Genomic DNA, 16,202 nt, shown 5'->3' on the forward strand with positions numbered 1-16,202 from the left:
CATCCTTTACGGATCGCCGTGCTTCGACAATGATGTAACTCCTAAATCCCCTATCAAAAAAAGGCTGCCAATCCCTTATGGGCGGCAACCTTTGATTTTTACTCTACGACAACGCCAACATCGCGTTCATATCTTCCTCAGCAGTAGTAATTAGCTTCAACCCAAAAAGCTCTACCAACACATCCAGTACACCTGGCGAGATGAACTCGGGTGGCTTTGGTCCGATGCGGATGTCCTGAATGCCGAGACTGAACAAGCCTAGCAGAATAGCCACTGCTTTTTGCTCAAACCAAGACAGCACGATGCTGACAGGCAGCTCGTTCACCGTACACTCAAATGCCTCAGCCAGAGCCATGGCAATCTTCACTGTAGAACCGGAATTATTACATTGCCCAAGGTCAATGTAACGCGGAATACCGGTGTCTCCAACGGTGCCATAATCTACGTCATTAAAGCGGAACTTTCCGCAAGAAGTAGTTAAAATGACGGTATCGTTCGGTAAGGAAGTCGCCAACTCACGGTAGTAATTCCCGCCCGTACCTGGCGCATCACAGCCTGCAATGACGAAAAACCGGCGGATATGCCCGTCTTTGACTGCTTGAATGATCTCTGGTGCTAACCCGATTACAGTTTCATGATGATATCCGGTCGTGAGTACCAGATCTGACTCTACATCAGCCGCAGGTAGGGACAACGCTCGATTAATTAGTGGGGAGAAGTCGTCGCCCGTTATTTTCTCTACACCTTCCAGCCCCGCTACTTCATATGAGAAAAAGCGGTCTGCATAAGTGCCTTTAATCGGCATTACACAGTTTGTGGTAGCAAGAATTGCACCGGGAAACTGCTCAAACAATCTACGCTGATCATACCACGCTTTGCCGATGTTGCCTTTAAGATGCTTATACTTTTTGAGTGCAGGATATCCATGCGCAGGCAGCATTTCTGAGTGAGTATAAATGTTGATGCCTTTCCCCTCTGTCTGCCGCAGTAATTCCTCCAACGCATATAAATTATGTCCAGTCACAACAATACATTGACCTTCAATTTTGTTCTGACTGACTGTGATTGGTTGCGGAATGCCAAAGCGGTCCGTATGCGCACGATCCAGTACATCCATGATGCGCACCGCCGCATCTCCGACCTTCATCGCCATCTCCAAATGTTCCTGCGTATTAAAGTTGGAATTGGTCAACGTCATATACAAAGCTTCGTGGGTGATACGATCCACCTCGGGGTCGCTATATCCTAGCTGCCGGGCATGTGTCGCATAAGCTGCAATTCCTTTTAATGCAAAAATCATCGTATCTTGTAAACTCGCAATGGTTTCATTTTTGCCACATACCCCTACAACGGTGCATCCGCCATTCGGTGTCTGTTCACATTGGTAACAAAACATATTGTTATCCTCCATATCTAGATAATCATTCGTTACTTCCAACGTAACAGAACACCAAACCTTGAGTTGTGATTACACACACATTTTTTTAGATCAAGCAGATTTAAATGACCTTCTATTTATAACAATCATTAATACAATAACGCCTAAACAAATGAAAATATTATTCTCAAAAACCAATTTGAACGCCTGTAACTGACTCCCTTGTCCTGTCTCTCCACTCATCACACCAAGTCCAAGTGCTGAGCCAAAGACCATCCCCGCATTTCTTGTTAAAGCAATTAATCCGCCAATCGAACCCACATATTCCCAAGGTGTCTGCTGCATAATGAAGCTATTATTAGGAGAGGCAATGAGCCCCATACCAAGGCCTATAAGAGATAGAATCGCCGCGATTCCATAAACCGGTATATGGTCTAAATACACCAGCAACAAGATAAACCCGCTTCCCATACAGCTCAGTCCCATAAGCATCAGACGATGAGAGCCATAACGGTCGGAACAGTAGCCTGCGAGAGGACCTGCAAACGCCAAGGCAATGGGATAAGCCGCCATAATATATCCTGTCGTAGATGACGAGAACGGAGCCGCCGCCCCCATCAAATAAAATGGAAGAAGGACAAGCAATGTATTAGACAGAATAAAAGAGGCACAGCTAACGATCAAGCCTCCCGCTACAGTTGGAATTTTCAAAGCTTGTAAGGGTAGAAAAGGATTCTTTTGCTTCCGTTCCCAGAATAGAAAAGTAATCAGTAACAAGAACCCCCCCACCAAACTTGTCATCGTCCACACGGACACCCAGCCCCATTTGCTCCCATTTGTTATTACGAGAAGAACCAAGGTGATGAATGCCATAAACAAGCTGGCCCCCACGAAGCTGATAGCACCCGGTTTGCGCTCTTGCACACGGTTGGGTATGTACCGATATGCCATAATTGTAGCCACAATCGCCACAGGAACATGGATTAAAAATAACCATTTCCAGCTCAGCCACTCTGCAATCAAACCTCCCGCTATAGGTCCCGTCATCCCGCCCAGTGCGACAGCTGTACTTAAAATTCCGAGTGCACGTCCTCTTTGCTCTTTCGGCATATGAATGGTGATGAGCGCAATATTAGTTGCTTGGAACATCGCAGCTCCTACTCCCTGTATAACTCTGAGCGTTAGCAATATTGGTAAATTAGGTGAAAAAGCGACCAGGATGGAACCCACAGTAAAGATCACAAATCCAAGATTGTGAATCCGGCGAAAACCATAACGGTCGCCCAGTTTCCCCATAACAGGAAGAAGTGCCGTAATCACTAGCAGATACCCTGTTGTGATCCATAATCCCTTCCCAAGCTCTGTCTGAAAATAATCCACAATAAAAGGAAGCGACACATTCACAATTCCGGCTGTAAAATGGGAAATAAACGCCCCCATACAAATAGCCGCCATCATCCCCAGCCGCTGCCCGTGTCTGCTTTTAAACTCTATATCTTTTGCTGCTATCATGTTGATCCCGTCCCTACTCATATTGTTTAAGAATTACTAACAATTATAAGTAGATCCCTTGCAAGAACAATCCCATAAAGATGGGATGGAAATGGTTTAGGCGAATATGTCTATCAGAATAGGTGAGGAAAATCAGAGGTAATGCAAAACAGCAAAAAGCGGCACATTTAAGTGCCGCCTCTGAATTATTATCTATAAGAGTCATGCGTTGGGCGAAACAAATCTTCTTCGGAACTTCTGACCATAGAAAAATGTTCGACATTGTAGTGCCCATGTAATGTTTTATTGTGATGCTTGATGATTTGTTCTGCACTTAAAACATCATTGTCCGTTGTAGAATGACCATCTCCGACCAATGTAACATCCATGCCGCTAACCGTAGCCGTCCGAACCGCAGTATCGATGCAGTGTTGAGTTTTACATCCCATAATGACCACATGCTCAATCTGCTGATCTTTCAGATATTGTAGCAGTTCAGTTCCGTGAAAAGAATTCGTTGCCAGCTTATCAAAGATTTTGGCATTTGCAGACCTATTGATTTCATTGTGCACTTGAAAGCCTGCACCTGTTCCTTCAGCGACATCAAGATCCCTAACAAACACAACTTCGACATTGGCTTCTTTTGCTTGTTCAATCACTTTATTAATATTCCGGATAAGCTGCTCTTTATTGAATACCGCACTTTCCTTTTCGTTTCCATCCATTAATTCTTGTTGTGCATCGATGATTAATAATACCTGATTCAAATGATTTTCCCCTTTCGAATGGTGGGGAACGCTAACACGCTTGATCAGTTAAACGTTTTCCCCATATAATTTTGCAAGCTGACATTGTTTTTCATAATATCTACCTCCCAATAAAAATGGTATATAAACTTTAATCTTATAATTTAAGACTTTTTTAGTTTACCATATTTTTAAAATGTACTCTCTAAAAACTTTGATCGCTACATCCATTGATACATCATAAAAATGGAGGAAATCAGATTAGTCAGCCCGTGCAGGACCCAACCTGGAATGATCGAACCGCCGGATAACTTCTCATTCAATATTCCGATACTCCAACCCACAAGACCCGTAAGAAGCATTACAACAGCAGAATTCAAAAATCCGGCACTACTGTATAACAGCACAGCATGTACGACACCAAATAATAAAGCTTGAGCACAGTTTCCAATTCCGAATCCGAATTTCGAACTTAACCGTTTTCCAATGAAGCCGCGGAACAGAATCTCTTCGGACAAGCTAGTCTGCAACCAAGAATAAATCAATGCCGGAATCAAACCTTTAAGACCTGTACCATAAAACTGTGAGCTGGCCAAAGTATTCCTATCCAGCATGTAGATTGCTGTAAGCATTCCCAGACTGGTGAATATAGTCATCGTAAGTATAAAACATAGTATGAACTGCTTCCTAGAAATCAATTGGGGTTTCTTCCAGCCAATCCACATGGCAAAGGATGATGTTGTTCTGCTTGTAAAAAACCAGTATGTATAGGGAATGATGCTGAATAAGATGAGCTGAAGGACTGCACTGATGAGCAATGACAATGTCAACGGAATACCCTCCCTTTAATAAGAACAGCCTCAATATATCATGGACCGCTGCTTGCCCGCGGGAAGAGACCGTAACTTGCAGGTTAGGTGGAGTAGTTGGTTTCGGATTGCTACTCAGGCAGTGGTAATACCGCCAACATCATGAACTGCCCATTCTCATATCTGAAACTGACGCTTCCTTGAAGCTGTTGAACCGCATACTCAATGCTTTCGATTCCGAACCCTCTACTCCCAAAGTTCCGCTTGCTGGACAAAAAAGAGCCCTGCCCGTCCTCTGTAAGCAGAGATGCAGGATTCTTTAAAGAAATCACCAATAACCCTTCGGTATAAATTACTTCCAGCTCAATAACATTCTGCTCTGACTCTGGTAATCTCTGAACCCCTTCAATTGCATTATCTAATGCATTGCCTAGAATAATTGCAATATCAACCTCTTTGCCTGCAAGTGACAGGTCCTGCGGGATGCGAAAATGAGATTGCATTGTAACTTGATGTAGCTCAGCTTTTGCGAATTTCTCATTATAAATGGCATCAATAGCAATATTTCCAGAAGAAATAAACTTTTCTCCCGCCTCCTGTGTCGAAGCAACCTCTGCAATATATCGCTTGGCTTCTTCTAAAGCGCCTTCATCCAGCAGAGAATGAATAAGGATCAGCACATGATTCAGATCATGCCGCAAACGCTGTGCTTCCTGATTATCTTTCAGTTTACTCGTGTAATCCTTCACTTGCTGCTGAAGCACATGATTATGGAATTCGATCTGCATCCGTTTCATTAACTTTTGATATATAAACATTACAGCCACATTAATTACAAGAATCCCAAGCAGGATGAATACAAAATCAAGCGGAATATTAAAAGGTTTATCACTGGAATGTCTCAGATTCACAATAATAATAAGCAAAGAACCCGCCGAAACAAGATTCAACACAGCCCAATCCTGATTCGACAATAACGTAGTGGTGTCCACTTTGAATAACCGCAACAATAGCAGACATAACATGATGCTTAGCAAGATAACAAATAGGAAAGAAAAAGATAACCACCAAAAATTAGCTTCATTTATTCCACCGGTATTGAGCGGGATATGCTGAATCCCATACCATACCAGCATTTCAATAACAACCGTAAACACTGTATAGAAACTGCTAAAGAACAGCTTTTGTAGCACACTGCCGCGGAAATAAACAATAGTAATCAGACTATACACAATCAGGTGAAGGATGACCGAATCAACTAGAGATAAGCTAGCAGCAGTAAGCGATTTAACCATATAAAAGATAATAAGACAGCCTATAAATGACTTTTTGCTCCTGTTCAGGATTAGAAATTTCTTGAGAAAAATATAAAATGTGACCCCTTGCGGAACATATATAAGGATGAGCATAAATACACCAAAAAAGTAAGGACTAATCTCCCGGATGAAAGACATTTATCTTAAGAGCCTCTTTTCTATAAAGGCATGGTAAGACCGTAAAGAATCAGAGCTTTTACTGCGGCTGACTGGAAGTTCCACCCCGTTCTTCAGCTGAATAAGTTCCTTGCTTAAAGAACGAACATGCAGCCAATTTACTAGGAATCCCGTATGTACGCGACAGAAATCATGTGATCCCAGCTGTCCTTCCAACTCTCCCAGTTTGCCATAATACGAGTAAGTCTCTTGTTCAGTATAAAGGACCAACTTTTTACCTCGTTCTACCGTGATATACATAATATCATCTACCCTTAAATTATAGCTCATATGATGGATTGAGAATGTCAGCACATTGTTTCTTTGCAAGCATTGCTGAATGGCTTTGACTGTGGCGGTCTGCAATTCATGTTCATCAATAGGTTTCAGCAAATAGCGAAAGGGATGAACCGCAAAGCTTCTTCTCATATAACTTGTATGGCTGGTGACATAAATAATTAATACCCTGGCATCTTTGAGCCGGATCTTCTCTGCAACTTCTATACCGTTATACTCGGGCATCTCCATATCCAGATAAACTATATCGTATGCGGTAGACGTCATTGTCTGAAGCAGGGTTTGGCCTGATTCATAAATCTCAATAGAGGCGGTCATCCCTTGCAGGCTAGTCATCTGCTTCTTGAGTAATTCTTCCAACCGCGAGGCATCTTGCCTCTGATCGTCACAGATAGCAATGTTAAGATTCATATTATGTATCCCTCCAAGTGAACGTAATTCTATCATATTATAATTTGGAAAAATATGAAGAACCGCCAAAAAGCCGATCCTTTCGGACCGGCCAATAAACTCTTTTCATAGGAAAGTTTTTTACCCTAATCAATTCATCGGAATCGCGGACGCCAGCCGCCGAAACTGGATGAAAATAAACAGAGCGGTCAGCATCACCACAATTCCTGAACCAAGGAACCATAGCTGCACTCCGTATCGATCCACTACAGGTCCTGCCAACAGCAGTCCAATTGGCGAAGACAACATCATAATGCTGGTCACAAGTGAAATGACACGCCCAAGCATCTCGGGTTCAAAAGAACGCTGGATCATCGCCATGAAGGGACCATTGAAGAAGGGTGCCGCACTGCCCATGAAGAACGAGAGAATGGCAAAGATCACAAATGCATTCGGACCAATCAAACCACTGATCACACAGGTAAGACCGATGACTAGCAGACCTACGCTCATATAGCTAATGTCGCTCCATTTTGATGAGAACATCGACAATAGCAGACCACCTAAAATCATCCCGATGCTGAACACCGCTTCCACCAGGCTGGCACTGTATCCTCCACGGCCAAAATGAGACAAAGTCATATAAGGAAACAGTGTCGCCAGCGGCATAAATGCGATACTAAACACCGCAGTAGCCCCCGTAATCAACACAATGGGTTTCGCTTGAATGAGTGCGTTCCAACCCAAACGGAATTCTTGAACGAAAGACGGCGCAGCTGTAGCCTGCACTTTAGGCTGATGGATCTTCACCATGAACAGCATCAGATTCGCAATCAAAGCCCCGGCCACATCGAGTAGCAATACCGCCCCAAGCGAAGTTGCCGAGTAAACCGCTATCCCAATTGCAGGACCAATTACATTCGAGAAAGAGAACACCATCTGCTGCCAGCCCGCGACTCTTGTCAATTCTTCTTCAGGTGCAATCAACGGAACAGCCGCCTGAAAAGCCGGGGCATGAAAGGCCGAAGCCGCCGAACGCAAGCTCAGAATGACATACACAAAACCAAGTCCCGGTTCCCCCCACATGAAATAAATACCTAATATCAGACTGAAAAGCGCTATTGCGCTATCAGCAATAATCATTGTTATTTTACGATTCCAACGATCCAGCCAAACCCCTACGAAAGGACCCAAGACCGCTTGCGGCAAAAACGCTGCCAACCCAGCAATCATCAGAACTGCCGCTGACCCTGTCGATTCCGTCAAGTGCCAGATCACCGCGAATTGAACCATCGAACTCGTGAGAATCGAGAAAATCTGTCCGCTAAAAATAAGGGCGAAGGCTTTTTTCCATTGTATTTGCATAAGGTCATCTCCTTTGATTAAAAACTTAGATAAACTCATTCCATGAGCATAGGCACACTGAAACAGGCACATCACAAATAAACTCATTTCCTTATCTCAAAAAAATGAATGAGTCCACTTGTCTTGCACCACGGACTACCATAAACGAATGGAATGGGTCACAAGGAGCACCTCCTGAAAAAATTATGTTCATTATAACATCGCAACTCCTCCATGAGCCAGTTCCAATTGTTCATTTTGCGAAGAATTTGATCTATCTCTATCTTCCGAATAAATTCCTAAATAAGGGAGAAGATAAAAATCACACTTAACATCTAATTTATTTAAGGAGAATTGCATGCGGAAATTTTTTATCGCCAAGACGCCTCCGTCTAATCCTAAGGTGCCCCCTCAAATCGAAGCCGAAAATGAGCTTTCAATGAAGGATCTTTCTTCCCATGCTATCTCTGCGTCTCTCGAAGACAACTTGCAGATTATTAATGACTGTTTTGCCAATTGCTCAGACCTAAAGGTTATTCCATGGCATTATGGCCCGGATCTTAAGTATGAAGCCTCATCCGTCTATTTCAATACACTTACTAAGTCTGACCCTACAAATTATTTTAAAGATGTCTTGCAAAATATAGTTCCGCATGAGCTGGGGCCCACCTTGGACGTAACCGTTGAAGATGTCATCTCTTATTTTGAAAAAAATGGTGTTTCATCACCGCTGCTTGAATTAATGGACAATATCGGTCAAGCCATTAAGGGGATTCTTGATGGGAAAGTTGTCCTTTTCTTTACAGGTTGGCAAAAAGCCGTTGCCTATTATGCCTTTGATGTAGAACAGCGCCAAACCTCTGAGCCCATTTCAGAGCCTACTGTTCAAGGTCCCCACGTCAGCTTTATAGAAAGCTTAGAGCGTAATATAGGTGTTATTCGTAGTTTGCTAAAATCTACTAATCTTAAGTTCGAGTTCTTTACCTCTGGTAAGCAGGTTCAAAGAACGTTGTCCTATGGTTATCTGGATGGAGTGGTGAAACCAGAAGCATTAAATCAATTCAAACAACGTATAGCAAGTATTGATCAGGAAGAAATTCTTGACGTCTCCTATCTCGAAGAGTGGATCGGTGATTCTCTCTACTCACCATTTCCACAAGTCCGCTACACAGAACGACCGGATACAGCTATAACAGCTCTGCTAGACGGGAAGATTATTGCTATGGTTAACGGAAGTCCTTCCATTCTGATCTGTCCCGGGAATTTCATGGAGTTTTTTACGAATAGCGAAGATTATTACTACCGAACCATTTTTTCATCATTGATAAGATTGATTAGGGTCGCTGCCTTCATCATCGCCCTGCTGTTACCCAGTACCTATATTGCCTTATCCAACTTCCATTCCGAACTAATTCCCACGGTTCTGCTGCTTGCCATTCTAAACACACGCGAAGGAATCCCCTTTCCGGCTATGGTTGAAGCTTTGATCATGGAGTTTTTCTTTGAGCTTTTGAGAGAGGCGGGCATACGCTTACCCAGACCGATTGGATCGGCCGTCAGTATTGTTGGGGCATTGGTCATTGGACAAGCGGCTATTCAATCGCAGATTGCCTCTCCGGTCATGGTCATTGTCGTCGCTTTGACGGGCATTGCCTCATTTGCGCTACCTCAATACAATATGGCAATTGCGCTGCGGATTTTACGGTTTCCCTTAATGATTCTCGCGGCAACGTTCGGAGGACTTGGCATCATGGTCGGTTTTATTCTAATTTACCTCCATCTGGCTACCTTGCGCTCTTTAGGAGAACCGTATTTAGACTCGTTAGCTCCGCTAGATCTCAAAAGAGTACGTGATTCTATTTTTCTACTTCCGAGAAGACTGCTGCTTCATTCACCACGGAATCGACACCTATATAAAAAGACTTCAGGAAGGAAGTAGATATAGTGAAGCGACTTACTACCATACTAATTTCCCTTCTTGTACTCACTCTAACTAGCGGATGCTGGGATAATAAAGAATTGGACGAGTATGGGTATGTGCAGGCGGTCGCCATTGACCAAAGCGAAGACAATCGGATTGTGATCACGACACATTTCTATAATCCTTCCACCAAAATAGAAATGGGACAAGCAGGGGATCCAGCGTCGAAGGGAATTAATATTGTTACAAGTGGAGAAACCTTTTTTGAAGCAATAAGGGAGATCCCGGCAAAATTTGGTCGAAAAGCCAAATGGGATCATATGCGTGTCATATTAATCGGGGAGCAACTAGCCAGAACCTCGAACATCCGGGAGGTGCTTGATTTTTTCTCCAGAGATCAAGAACCACGTGGTACCGTTCTTCCTCTCATCGCTGAGCAATCTGCGGCACCATTTTTAGATATCAACCCGTTTATCGAGCAGACCATTGGTCAACAGTATAAGAGAATGGAGACGAGCGGTGCTCTATATGCCGCAAAAACTTCCAAGATTCCTCTCTATGAGCTGGCTATACAAATGTGTAGCCCCTCCAATACTTCCATCATCCCTTACCTGCATAAGACCAGTTTGGATCATAAACCATTGATATCTGGGCTGGCTGTAATCCATGACGGGAAAATGATTGACATCCTAAAGGAAAAGGATACAGAAGCATTCATGATGCTGACGGATAGATATATCTATGGAGTACTAGAATTTCCTTGCCCGGATGAAACCGAAGAACCGCTGCGAAAAAAAGAAACGCTTGAAGTGCTTACCTTCAACAGTACGCTTACTCCAACCGTGAAAAATGGTTCTGTATCCGTCGGTGTAAAAATTGCTATTGAAGGGATGATCGGAGAATTACGTTGCTCACATTTAAAAAACAATAAGGACATGAAGCTTTTTGAGCAGCGTGTCATAACTCAGGTTGAACAACAGGTTGAGCATGCAACCAAGTTTTTGAAAACAAAAAAGATCGACGCACTCGGAATTGGCAATCAGATTTACCGGAAAAATCCGCAGCTGTGGAAACAACTAGAGCCTCAATGGAAGGATACATTCGCCCAGACTCAGTTCGATATCAACGTTGATGTCAAAGTGTTAAGCACTGGAATGAACTCAGGCACAATATTCGGAACAAAGGAGAAGTAGCTATGGTGGGAAAAATAATCTGCGTCCTCTTATTAGCTTCCGCTATGCTAGCCCATGACATCCCAAGGTTTAGGCAAGCCTCCATCCGCGATCGAGTAGTTTATGGAGTATTATTACTACCCGTACTTTATCTCGGATTTATCTTTATTGCAGCTAAGCCATGGCCCAATTTAGACTCCATCTTCAATTTACTTACGGCTCCAGCTGAGCACATCGTCCATTGGATCAACCCAACCATTTCATAAGCTTAAAGAATGAGGAGGAACGTATGAATAAGCAAGAACGTGTTAGCTCGATCCAAATGTCCATGCTGTTTCTCTTCTTTATGACCGGTTCCTCAATCGTCATCGTCCCTGCATCATTAACTAACTTTGCCGGCAACGGAGCCTGGATATCTCTCTTAATCGCCTCGGCCATAGGAATGCTTCTGCTTTCCGGCATTCTATATTTGAACCGACGAGCGCCAGATCTTTCGCTTGTGGAACAAAGCCGCTCCGTACTTGGAAACGGACTGACCCTTGTCCTCCTAATTCCTTTCACTTGTGTGCTGTTTTGGAATGTCGCAGGAATTGTAATTGAGATCGGAACCTTTTTCAAAAGTACGATGTTAAAAGAAACGCCCACTTACGCGGTAAATACCATGTTTTTTATAACGATTGCGATGACAGCTCTGGCTGGAATCGAAGTGATTGCCCGCATGGCAGCCGTCCTAATGTCACTAATGTTCGGATTTATCATCTTAGTCTGGATACTCGTAGCAGGGTTATATCATCCCGAATACCTACTGCCCATCATGCCTGATGGATTTAGGCCTATCCTAAGCGCTGCATATGTAGTCTATGGCTTTCCCTATTCCGAGCTTATCGTTTTTTCGATGATTTTACCGTTCGTACGTAAAGAAGACAATTCTAAACTGGGAAAACAAATGTATCTTGCACTCATCATCAATGCCCTGACGTTAATTGCTTCTGTCATTAGCAGTATTATGGTACTGGGACCACTGTCCGGCAGCTTAAAATATTCATTATATCAGTTGGCGAGACTCATTTATTTTCAGGAAACCATTGAAAGAATCGAATCCGTGATTGGTTTTTCACTCATTATCGGCTTCTATTTCAAGGCTTCTATCCTGCTGCTTATTCTTATTAAAGTACTAAAGGAGCTTCTGAGATTGAAGGATGAACGTTTAATTGTTTTCCCTCTTGCTTTTGTTTGCCTGCTGTTATCTGTAACGACTTACACACAAGAGTCTGAGCTTGAGGAAATCGTGAATATTACATGGCCCTTGATCACTAACCTAGCTTACACCCTGCCATTTCTTCTGATTCTATTGGTCACTTTCATTCGTTATCATATAAAAAAACACAAAAAATAACCCGTTCTATACGGATTCAATATCCCCTATCTCATTTTGCAGACTTCAGAAAAGTAGGGATGCCCTACAGCCACTTTTAGCTTATTAGGACACCCCTGTTAAGTTTATTACTTTAATCGCACTAACCAATAAATTCTTGAACCCACTCGCTGTTATAGTAACCTATTCCAATTTCTGTGAAGCTGCTATTCAGGATGTTGGCACGATGGCCAGGACTGTTCATCCATTGGTTCATTACTTCTTCTGCACTCGACTGACCTTTGGCGATGTTTTCCCCTGCTGAATTGTATGAGATCCCGAAGGCTTTCATCATATCAAACGGAGATCCATACGTAGGAGACTGATGGTCAAAATAATTGTTGTCATACATATCCTGCGCTTTAGCCAAAGCCATTTTCGAAAGTTCGCTATTTAAACTAAGGGGCTTCAAGCCTGCATTCGTTCTTTCTTTATTCACCAGATCCAATACTTGCTGTACTGATTGGGATGTATTGGCGGATGGTTGTGGATTTGCAGACTTCTGCGGGACAGCAGAATGTTGCGGATTTGCAGAATATTGTGGTTTGGCCGACTGCTGCGGATACGTTGTTTGGTCTGTTGTGCCTCCTGTAGGTGGATTGGTGCGGATGAACCCATCCAGCCATTTCGTTACATCGCCAGGAACTTGTTTAGTCTTAATTGTTGAATTCCCTGCATTCTCCGTGGAAATGGAAGATGCTTGCGTTAAAGTTGACGTTGAAGTAGTTTTACGAGCATGATTGTCAACCTTCGTTTGTTGAGTAGTCATTTGGTTGTTGGCCGAGTTATTACCCGAACAAGCAGTAACGAGTAATAGCGCTACTATAACGATAAATGGTTTAATAAGAACCCCTCCTGATTTGGCAAAGTAGTGACTTAATCGAATAAAGTTTTTGTAAAGTACCACTGATTTATTCATCCCTAATTCAAAAATATAAAAAGCAAAAAAGTCCACCCGCAACATGGTTGCTGTGGACTTAATTTTAGTGGATATATTAGATTCGTTGATTTTGTTACACTTTTAGGAATTTATAGAATTTTTTACTAATTAGTGTTATGCTTTATTAAGATAATAAACTATAACATCACAAATTTTTTTGGACAAACAAGCTTATAGAAATGAGCAGGCGTTGTTAGGTAAACAGATACTTTTAGATTACTTAATGTAATGTGATTGCAAAATTATTACAGGGGTGATCATGCTATGTTAGAAGGTATCTCGATAAAACAAGTCTCCATTTATTGTCCTGAAAGAGTGATTAACAACCAATATTTTATTGACCATTTTCAAAAGCAAGGCATAGATATTAAGCGGATTCTTAAAAAGACAGGCAGAAAAAACCGCCATGTTATTGAAGGAACGAAGGAGAACTCGTTGACGATGGCGATTAATGCCGCTCAACAAGCAATTGATGGTGCTTCATTGAAATCTGCAGATATAGACCTGATTCTTTTTTCCAGCTCAACTCCGGAATATCTATCACCAACGAATTCATTGCTTATTCACAAAGCTATCAAAGGTAAAGATGATACGCTTTGCTATGACTTGAATGGGAATTGTATAGGAATGTTTATTGCGGTTGAACAGGCTGCTCGTACTTTATACGATGATCCTGATAGAGATAGAGCGTTGGTTATCGGTTCGGATTTTTTAAATTTATGGGCTGATCCATCACATCCAATAACATATTCAATTTTTGGCGATGCCGCCGTAGCCCTCATTTTAGAAAAAGACCATTCAGAGAGTGGATTAATTGACGTAAGGTATCTTTCGGACAGCCGTTTTACAGAAGAAATTGTGTACCCCGCTCAAGGATTGGCTAAGTCTTTGCGTGATGGGGCTGAACACCGCTACTTACACTGGGGGAGATTCAGCGGAATAGACAGTGTACGATTTGCGGAAACATCTATTGTTGAATTATTGAACAAACATCACCTAACATTCGAGGATATACAAGTTTTTTGTTTTTCACAATTTACATTGGCTAATATTAAATTACTTCAGGCTAAGCTGAACCTGGATCAGCATAAAATTATTTATGTAGCCGACGAATATGGCTATACTGGCACAAGCAGTCCCTTTCTGGCCTTATATTGTGCAATTGAACATGGTTTGATCAAACGTGGCGATAACTTGTTATTTTGGACATTGGGATCAGGTTATCAAGCCGGTTCAATGTTATGGCGTTATTGACATGAGGCTTCATTTATTCATCCTATCACTATCGAAACTCCACAATACACTAACAACAATCCCATCAGTATATTAAATTGACTTCTATATTTAGATATCATTTTTTTGAAAAGAGAACCACATAAACACCAACTAAAAGTGCCCATAAAACCTATGAGAGCTAAGACTATAGAGTAACTCAATAAACTAAAATAGGAAGAATGAGAGGTAAGAATAAATGTAGATGTAACTGTGATTCCATATAATATCCCTTTTGGATTAATAAATTGTAAAAGCATACCCGCAATAAAGCTGTTGTGTTTATCGCCACTTCCATCATTTTCTTGATGTTTACTTGTAATAATTTTAAATGCTAAATAAAACATGTAGACTCCGCCTATCACAGCCATAATAGATTCAATCTTAGGGATAAAATTAATCAGAAGTATATTAAAATAGCAACATAACAATATGATCACGAAAAAACCTGTACCCACTCCTAAACAGAATCTCATTGTTTTTCGTAAACCAAACTGGTTAGCAAAAGTCATTGCCATAATGTTATTAGGTCCCGGAGTAAAGCTTGCAACAAATGCATATAAAAACAAAGAAACAATCACTAACTTATTTCTCCCCTTCCCTTTTTGTATGTTATAATGTATTTATCGAACGTTATAACGTCCTCATGTGCGTTTTATTGTATATCTTGGTCGTTATAAAGTAAATAGGGAGTGGAGAATTACCGTGGAAGAGATAAATCAAATCATTGCGGAGAATATAAAAAAGATTAGAAGAAGTAAAGATTTAAGCCTGGAAAAAGTGGCAGAATTAACAGGAGTAAGCAAAACAATGATTGGTCAAATCGAAAGAGGCGAATCAGCACCTACCATTACAACCATTTGGAAGATCGCTAATGGATTAAAAACTTCATTTTCTACGCTAATAGATTACCCAAAGCCTGACACAAGAGTGATATTAAGAAATGAAATTCAACCACTGCTTGAAGACAACGGAAAATATCGAGTGTATCCATCTTTCCCATTTGATGAAAGCAAACGATTTGAGGGTTATACAGTCGAGATAGACGAAGGTGGATACCTTGATGCCAATCCACATATGGAAGGAACTGAAGAATTAATCACTGTATTTGATGGTGAATTGTCTTTGCGTGTCAATGATAATGAATATCTATTAAAATCTGGTGATTCTATCACGTTTAACGCAGACAAACCCCATGTATATTATAATCCAGGAGAATCATTGACCCGTTTAAGCATGATCTTATACTATTCTAGTTAGCAAAAAAACCAAGGTTCTTAAACCTTGGGATCAAATCTTACTATGATAACCTGCGGAGACGCCACTCAGCCTCCCCATTATGAACCGTCCAGCATAAACTTATAAACCTTACCGTCTTATACATATTCATTATTAAAAAGCAGGGCATCCCCTTCTCTTTTCAGGAACTTCAGGTTATCTCCAAAAAAAGGAAGGTCGTTTGTTTCGGCATATTTTTGCTGCTCTACGTCAAGAAGTGCCTTGTACAACAATGTTTTGGCACTTGTTTTGCGATCTATCATCATGAGGAAACCTTG

Annotated in this window: 16 protein-coding genes; 6 read left to right on the plus strand and 10 right to left on the minus strand. The window is 41.7% G+C overall.

Translation table 11 applies throughout. The features are described 5' to 3' along the window. Nucleotides 1-103 precede the first annotated feature (103 nt). From hcp to NSQ66_RS18990, 7 genes are all read right to left on the minus strand, one after another. Nucleotides 104-1,396, minus strand: a complete 1,293-nt coding sequence (gene hcp / locus NSQ66_RS18960) for a hydroxylamine reductase (RefSeq protein WP_036688774.1) — start codon at nucleotides 1,394-1,396, stop codon at nucleotides 104-106. A 93-nt stretch (nucleotides 1,397-1,489) separates the two neighbouring features. Continuing rightward, on the minus strand, nucleotides 1,490-2,890 hold the full coding sequence (locus NSQ66_RS18965; RefSeq protein ID WP_141118453.1) for an MFS transporter: 1,401 nt from the start codon (nucleotides 2,888-2,890) through the stop codon (nucleotides 1,490-1,492). A gap of 188 nt (nucleotides 2,891-3,078) precedes the next feature. Continuing rightward, on the minus strand, nucleotides 3,079-3,636 hold the full coding sequence (locus tag NSQ66_RS18970) for a cysteine hydrolase family protein (RefSeq protein ID WP_076141041.1): 558 nt from the start codon (nucleotides 3,634-3,636) through the stop codon (nucleotides 3,079-3,081). 200 nt (nucleotides 3,637-3,836) lie between these two features. Continuing rightward, nucleotides 3,837-4,271: a CPBP family intramembrane glutamic endopeptidase gene (locus NSQ66_RS18975; RefSeq protein ID WP_339279337.1), complete on the minus strand. Its 435-nt coding sequence runs from the start codon at nucleotides 4,269-4,271 to the stop codon at nucleotides 3,837-3,839. Nucleotides 4,272-4,555: 284 nt separating this feature from the next. Continuing rightward, nucleotides 4,556-5,833, minus strand: coding sequence for a GHKL domain-containing protein (locus NSQ66_RS18980; RefSeq protein ID WP_339279338.1), 1,278 nt, complete (start codon nucleotides 5,831-5,833; stop codon nucleotides 4,556-4,558). 45 nt (nucleotides 5,834-5,878) lie between these two features. After that, nucleotides 5,879-6,604: a LytTR family DNA-binding domain-containing protein gene (locus NSQ66_RS18985; RefSeq protein WP_076134406.1), complete on the minus strand. Its 726-nt coding sequence runs from the start codon at nucleotides 6,602-6,604 to the stop codon at nucleotides 5,879-5,881. A 129-nt stretch (nucleotides 6,605-6,733) separates the two neighbouring features. Then, a complete protein-coding gene (locus tag NSQ66_RS18990; protein ID WP_036688783.1) occupies nucleotides 6,734-7,948 on the minus strand; it encodes an MFS transporter in 1,215 nt (404 codons plus the stop codon). Between the two features lie 337 nt (nucleotides 7,949-8,285). Here NSQ66_RS18990 and NSQ66_RS18995 point away from each other — a divergent pair, with 337 nt between their 5' ends. Genes NSQ66_RS18995 through NSQ66_RS19010 form a run of 4 tightly spaced genes read left to right on the plus strand, consistent with a single transcriptional unit; the run spans nucleotide 8,286 to nucleotide 12,416 of the window. After that, nucleotides 8,286-9,866, plus strand: coding sequence for a spore germination protein (locus NSQ66_RS18995; RefSeq protein ID WP_081390116.1), 1,581 nt, complete (start codon nucleotides 8,286-8,288; stop codon nucleotides 9,864-9,866). Nucleotides 9,867-9,871: 5 nt separating this feature from the next. Beyond that, entirely contained in the window at nucleotides 9,872-11,041 is a 1,170-nt protein-coding gene (locus tag NSQ66_RS19000; protein WP_170914174.1) for a Ger(x)C family spore germination protein, read from the plus strand. Nucleotides 11,042-11,043: 2 nt separating this feature from the next. Further along, nucleotides 11,044-11,286, plus strand: a complete 243-nt coding sequence (locus NSQ66_RS19005) for a hypothetical protein (RefSeq protein ID WP_036688786.1) — start codon at nucleotides 11,044-11,046, stop codon at nucleotides 11,284-11,286. 23 nt (nucleotides 11,287-11,309) lie between these two features. Further along, nucleotides 11,310-12,416 (plus strand): endospore germination permease, encoded by a 1,107-nt coding sequence (locus tag NSQ66_RS19010; RefSeq protein WP_036688787.1) that lies wholly within the window; start codon nucleotides 11,310-11,312, stop codon nucleotides 12,414-12,416. A 121-nt stretch (nucleotides 12,417-12,537) separates the two neighbouring features. On the opposite strand, the gene NSQ66_RS19015 is transcribed toward NSQ66_RS19010, so the two are convergent. After that, nucleotides 12,538-13,398 (minus strand): CAP domain-containing protein, encoded by an 861-nt coding sequence (locus NSQ66_RS19015; RefSeq protein ID WP_339279339.1) that lies wholly within the window; start codon nucleotides 13,396-13,398, stop codon nucleotides 12,538-12,540. 240 nt (nucleotides 13,399-13,638) lie between these two features. On the opposite strand from NSQ66_RS19015, the gene NSQ66_RS19020 reads away from it, so the two are divergent. After that, nucleotides 13,639-14,628: a ketoacyl-ACP synthase III gene (locus tag NSQ66_RS19020; protein ID WP_076141042.1), complete on the plus strand. Its 990-nt coding sequence runs from the start codon at nucleotides 13,639-13,641 to the stop codon at nucleotides 14,626-14,628. Between the two features lie 17 nt (nucleotides 14,629-14,645). On the opposite strand, the gene NSQ66_RS19025 is transcribed toward NSQ66_RS19020, so the two are convergent. Next, nucleotides 14,646-15,227 carry a LysE family transporter gene (locus NSQ66_RS19025; protein WP_249267674.1) on the minus strand — a complete coding sequence of 194 codons (582 nt, stop codon included), beginning with the start codon at nucleotides 15,225-15,227 and terminating at the stop codon, nucleotides 14,646-14,648. Nucleotides 15,228-15,351: 124 nt separating this feature from the next. On the opposite strand from NSQ66_RS19025, the gene NSQ66_RS19030 reads away from it, so the two are divergent. Continuing rightward, nucleotides 15,352-15,906 (plus strand): XRE family transcriptional regulator, encoded by a 555-nt coding sequence (locus tag NSQ66_RS19030; protein ID WP_076141044.1) that lies wholly within the window; start codon nucleotides 15,352-15,354, stop codon nucleotides 15,904-15,906. Nucleotides 15,907-16,022: 116 nt separating this feature from the next. Here NSQ66_RS19030 and NSQ66_RS19035 read toward each other — a convergent pair whose 3' ends face one another. Beyond that, entirely contained in the window at nucleotides 16,023-16,190 is a 168-nt protein-coding gene (locus NSQ66_RS19035) for a hypothetical protein (RefSeq protein ID WP_339279340.1), read from the minus strand. Nucleotides 16,191-16,202 lie beyond the last annotated feature (12 nt).

This window comes from Paenibacillus sp. FSL H3-0329, assembly GCF_037963285.1.
GTDB lineage: Bacteria > Bacillota > Bacilli > Paenibacillales > Paenibacillaceae > Paenibacillus_AQ > Paenibacillus_AQ odorifer.

Excerpts from the sequence above, each read along its gene's own strand:
- hcp (WP_036688774.1), bottom strand. The coding sequence starts at position 1,396 with ATGTTTTGTTACCAATGTGAACAGACACCGAATGGCGGATGCACCGTT.
- NSQ66_RS18965 (WP_141118453.1), bottom strand. The coding sequence starts at position 2,890 with ATGATAGCAGCAAAAGATATAGAGTTTAAAAGCAGACACGGGCAGCGG.
- NSQ66_RS18975 (WP_339279337.1), bottom strand. The coding sequence starts at position 4,271 with ATGACTATATTCACCAGTCTGGGAATGCTTACAGCAATCTACATGCTG.
- NSQ66_RS18980 (WP_339279338.1), bottom strand. The coding sequence starts at position 5,833 with ATGCTCATCCTTATATATGTTCCGCAAGGGGTCACATTTTATATTTTT.
- NSQ66_RS18985 (WP_076134406.1), bottom strand. The coding sequence starts at position 6,604 with ATGAATCTTAACATTGCTATCTGTGACGATCAGAGGCAAGATGCCTCG.
- NSQ66_RS18990 (WP_036688783.1), bottom strand. The coding sequence starts at position 7,948 with ATGCAAATACAATGGAAAAAAGCCTTCGCCCTTATTTTTAGCGGACAG.
- NSQ66_RS18995 (WP_081390116.1), top strand. The coding sequence starts at position 8,286 with ATGCGGAAATTTTTTATCGCCAAGACGCCTCCGTCTAATCCTAAGGTG.
- NSQ66_RS19005 (WP_036688786.1), top strand. The coding sequence starts at position 11,044 with ATGGTGGGAAAAATAATCTGCGTCCTCTTATTAGCTTCCGCTATGCTA.
- NSQ66_RS19010 (WP_036688787.1), top strand. The coding sequence starts at position 11,310 with ATGAATAAGCAAGAACGTGTTAGCTCGATCCAAATGTCCATGCTGTTT.
- NSQ66_RS19015 (WP_339279339.1), bottom strand. The coding sequence starts at position 13,398 with ATGTTGCGGGTGGACTTTTTTGCTTTTTATATTTTTGAATTAGGGATG.
- NSQ66_RS19020 (WP_076141042.1), top strand. The coding sequence starts at position 13,639 with ATGTTAGAAGGTATCTCGATAAAACAAGTCTCCATTTATTGTCCTGAA.
- NSQ66_RS19035 (WP_339279340.1), bottom strand. The coding sequence starts at position 16,190 with ATGATGATAGATCGCAAAACAAGTGCCAAAACATTGTTGTACAAGGCA.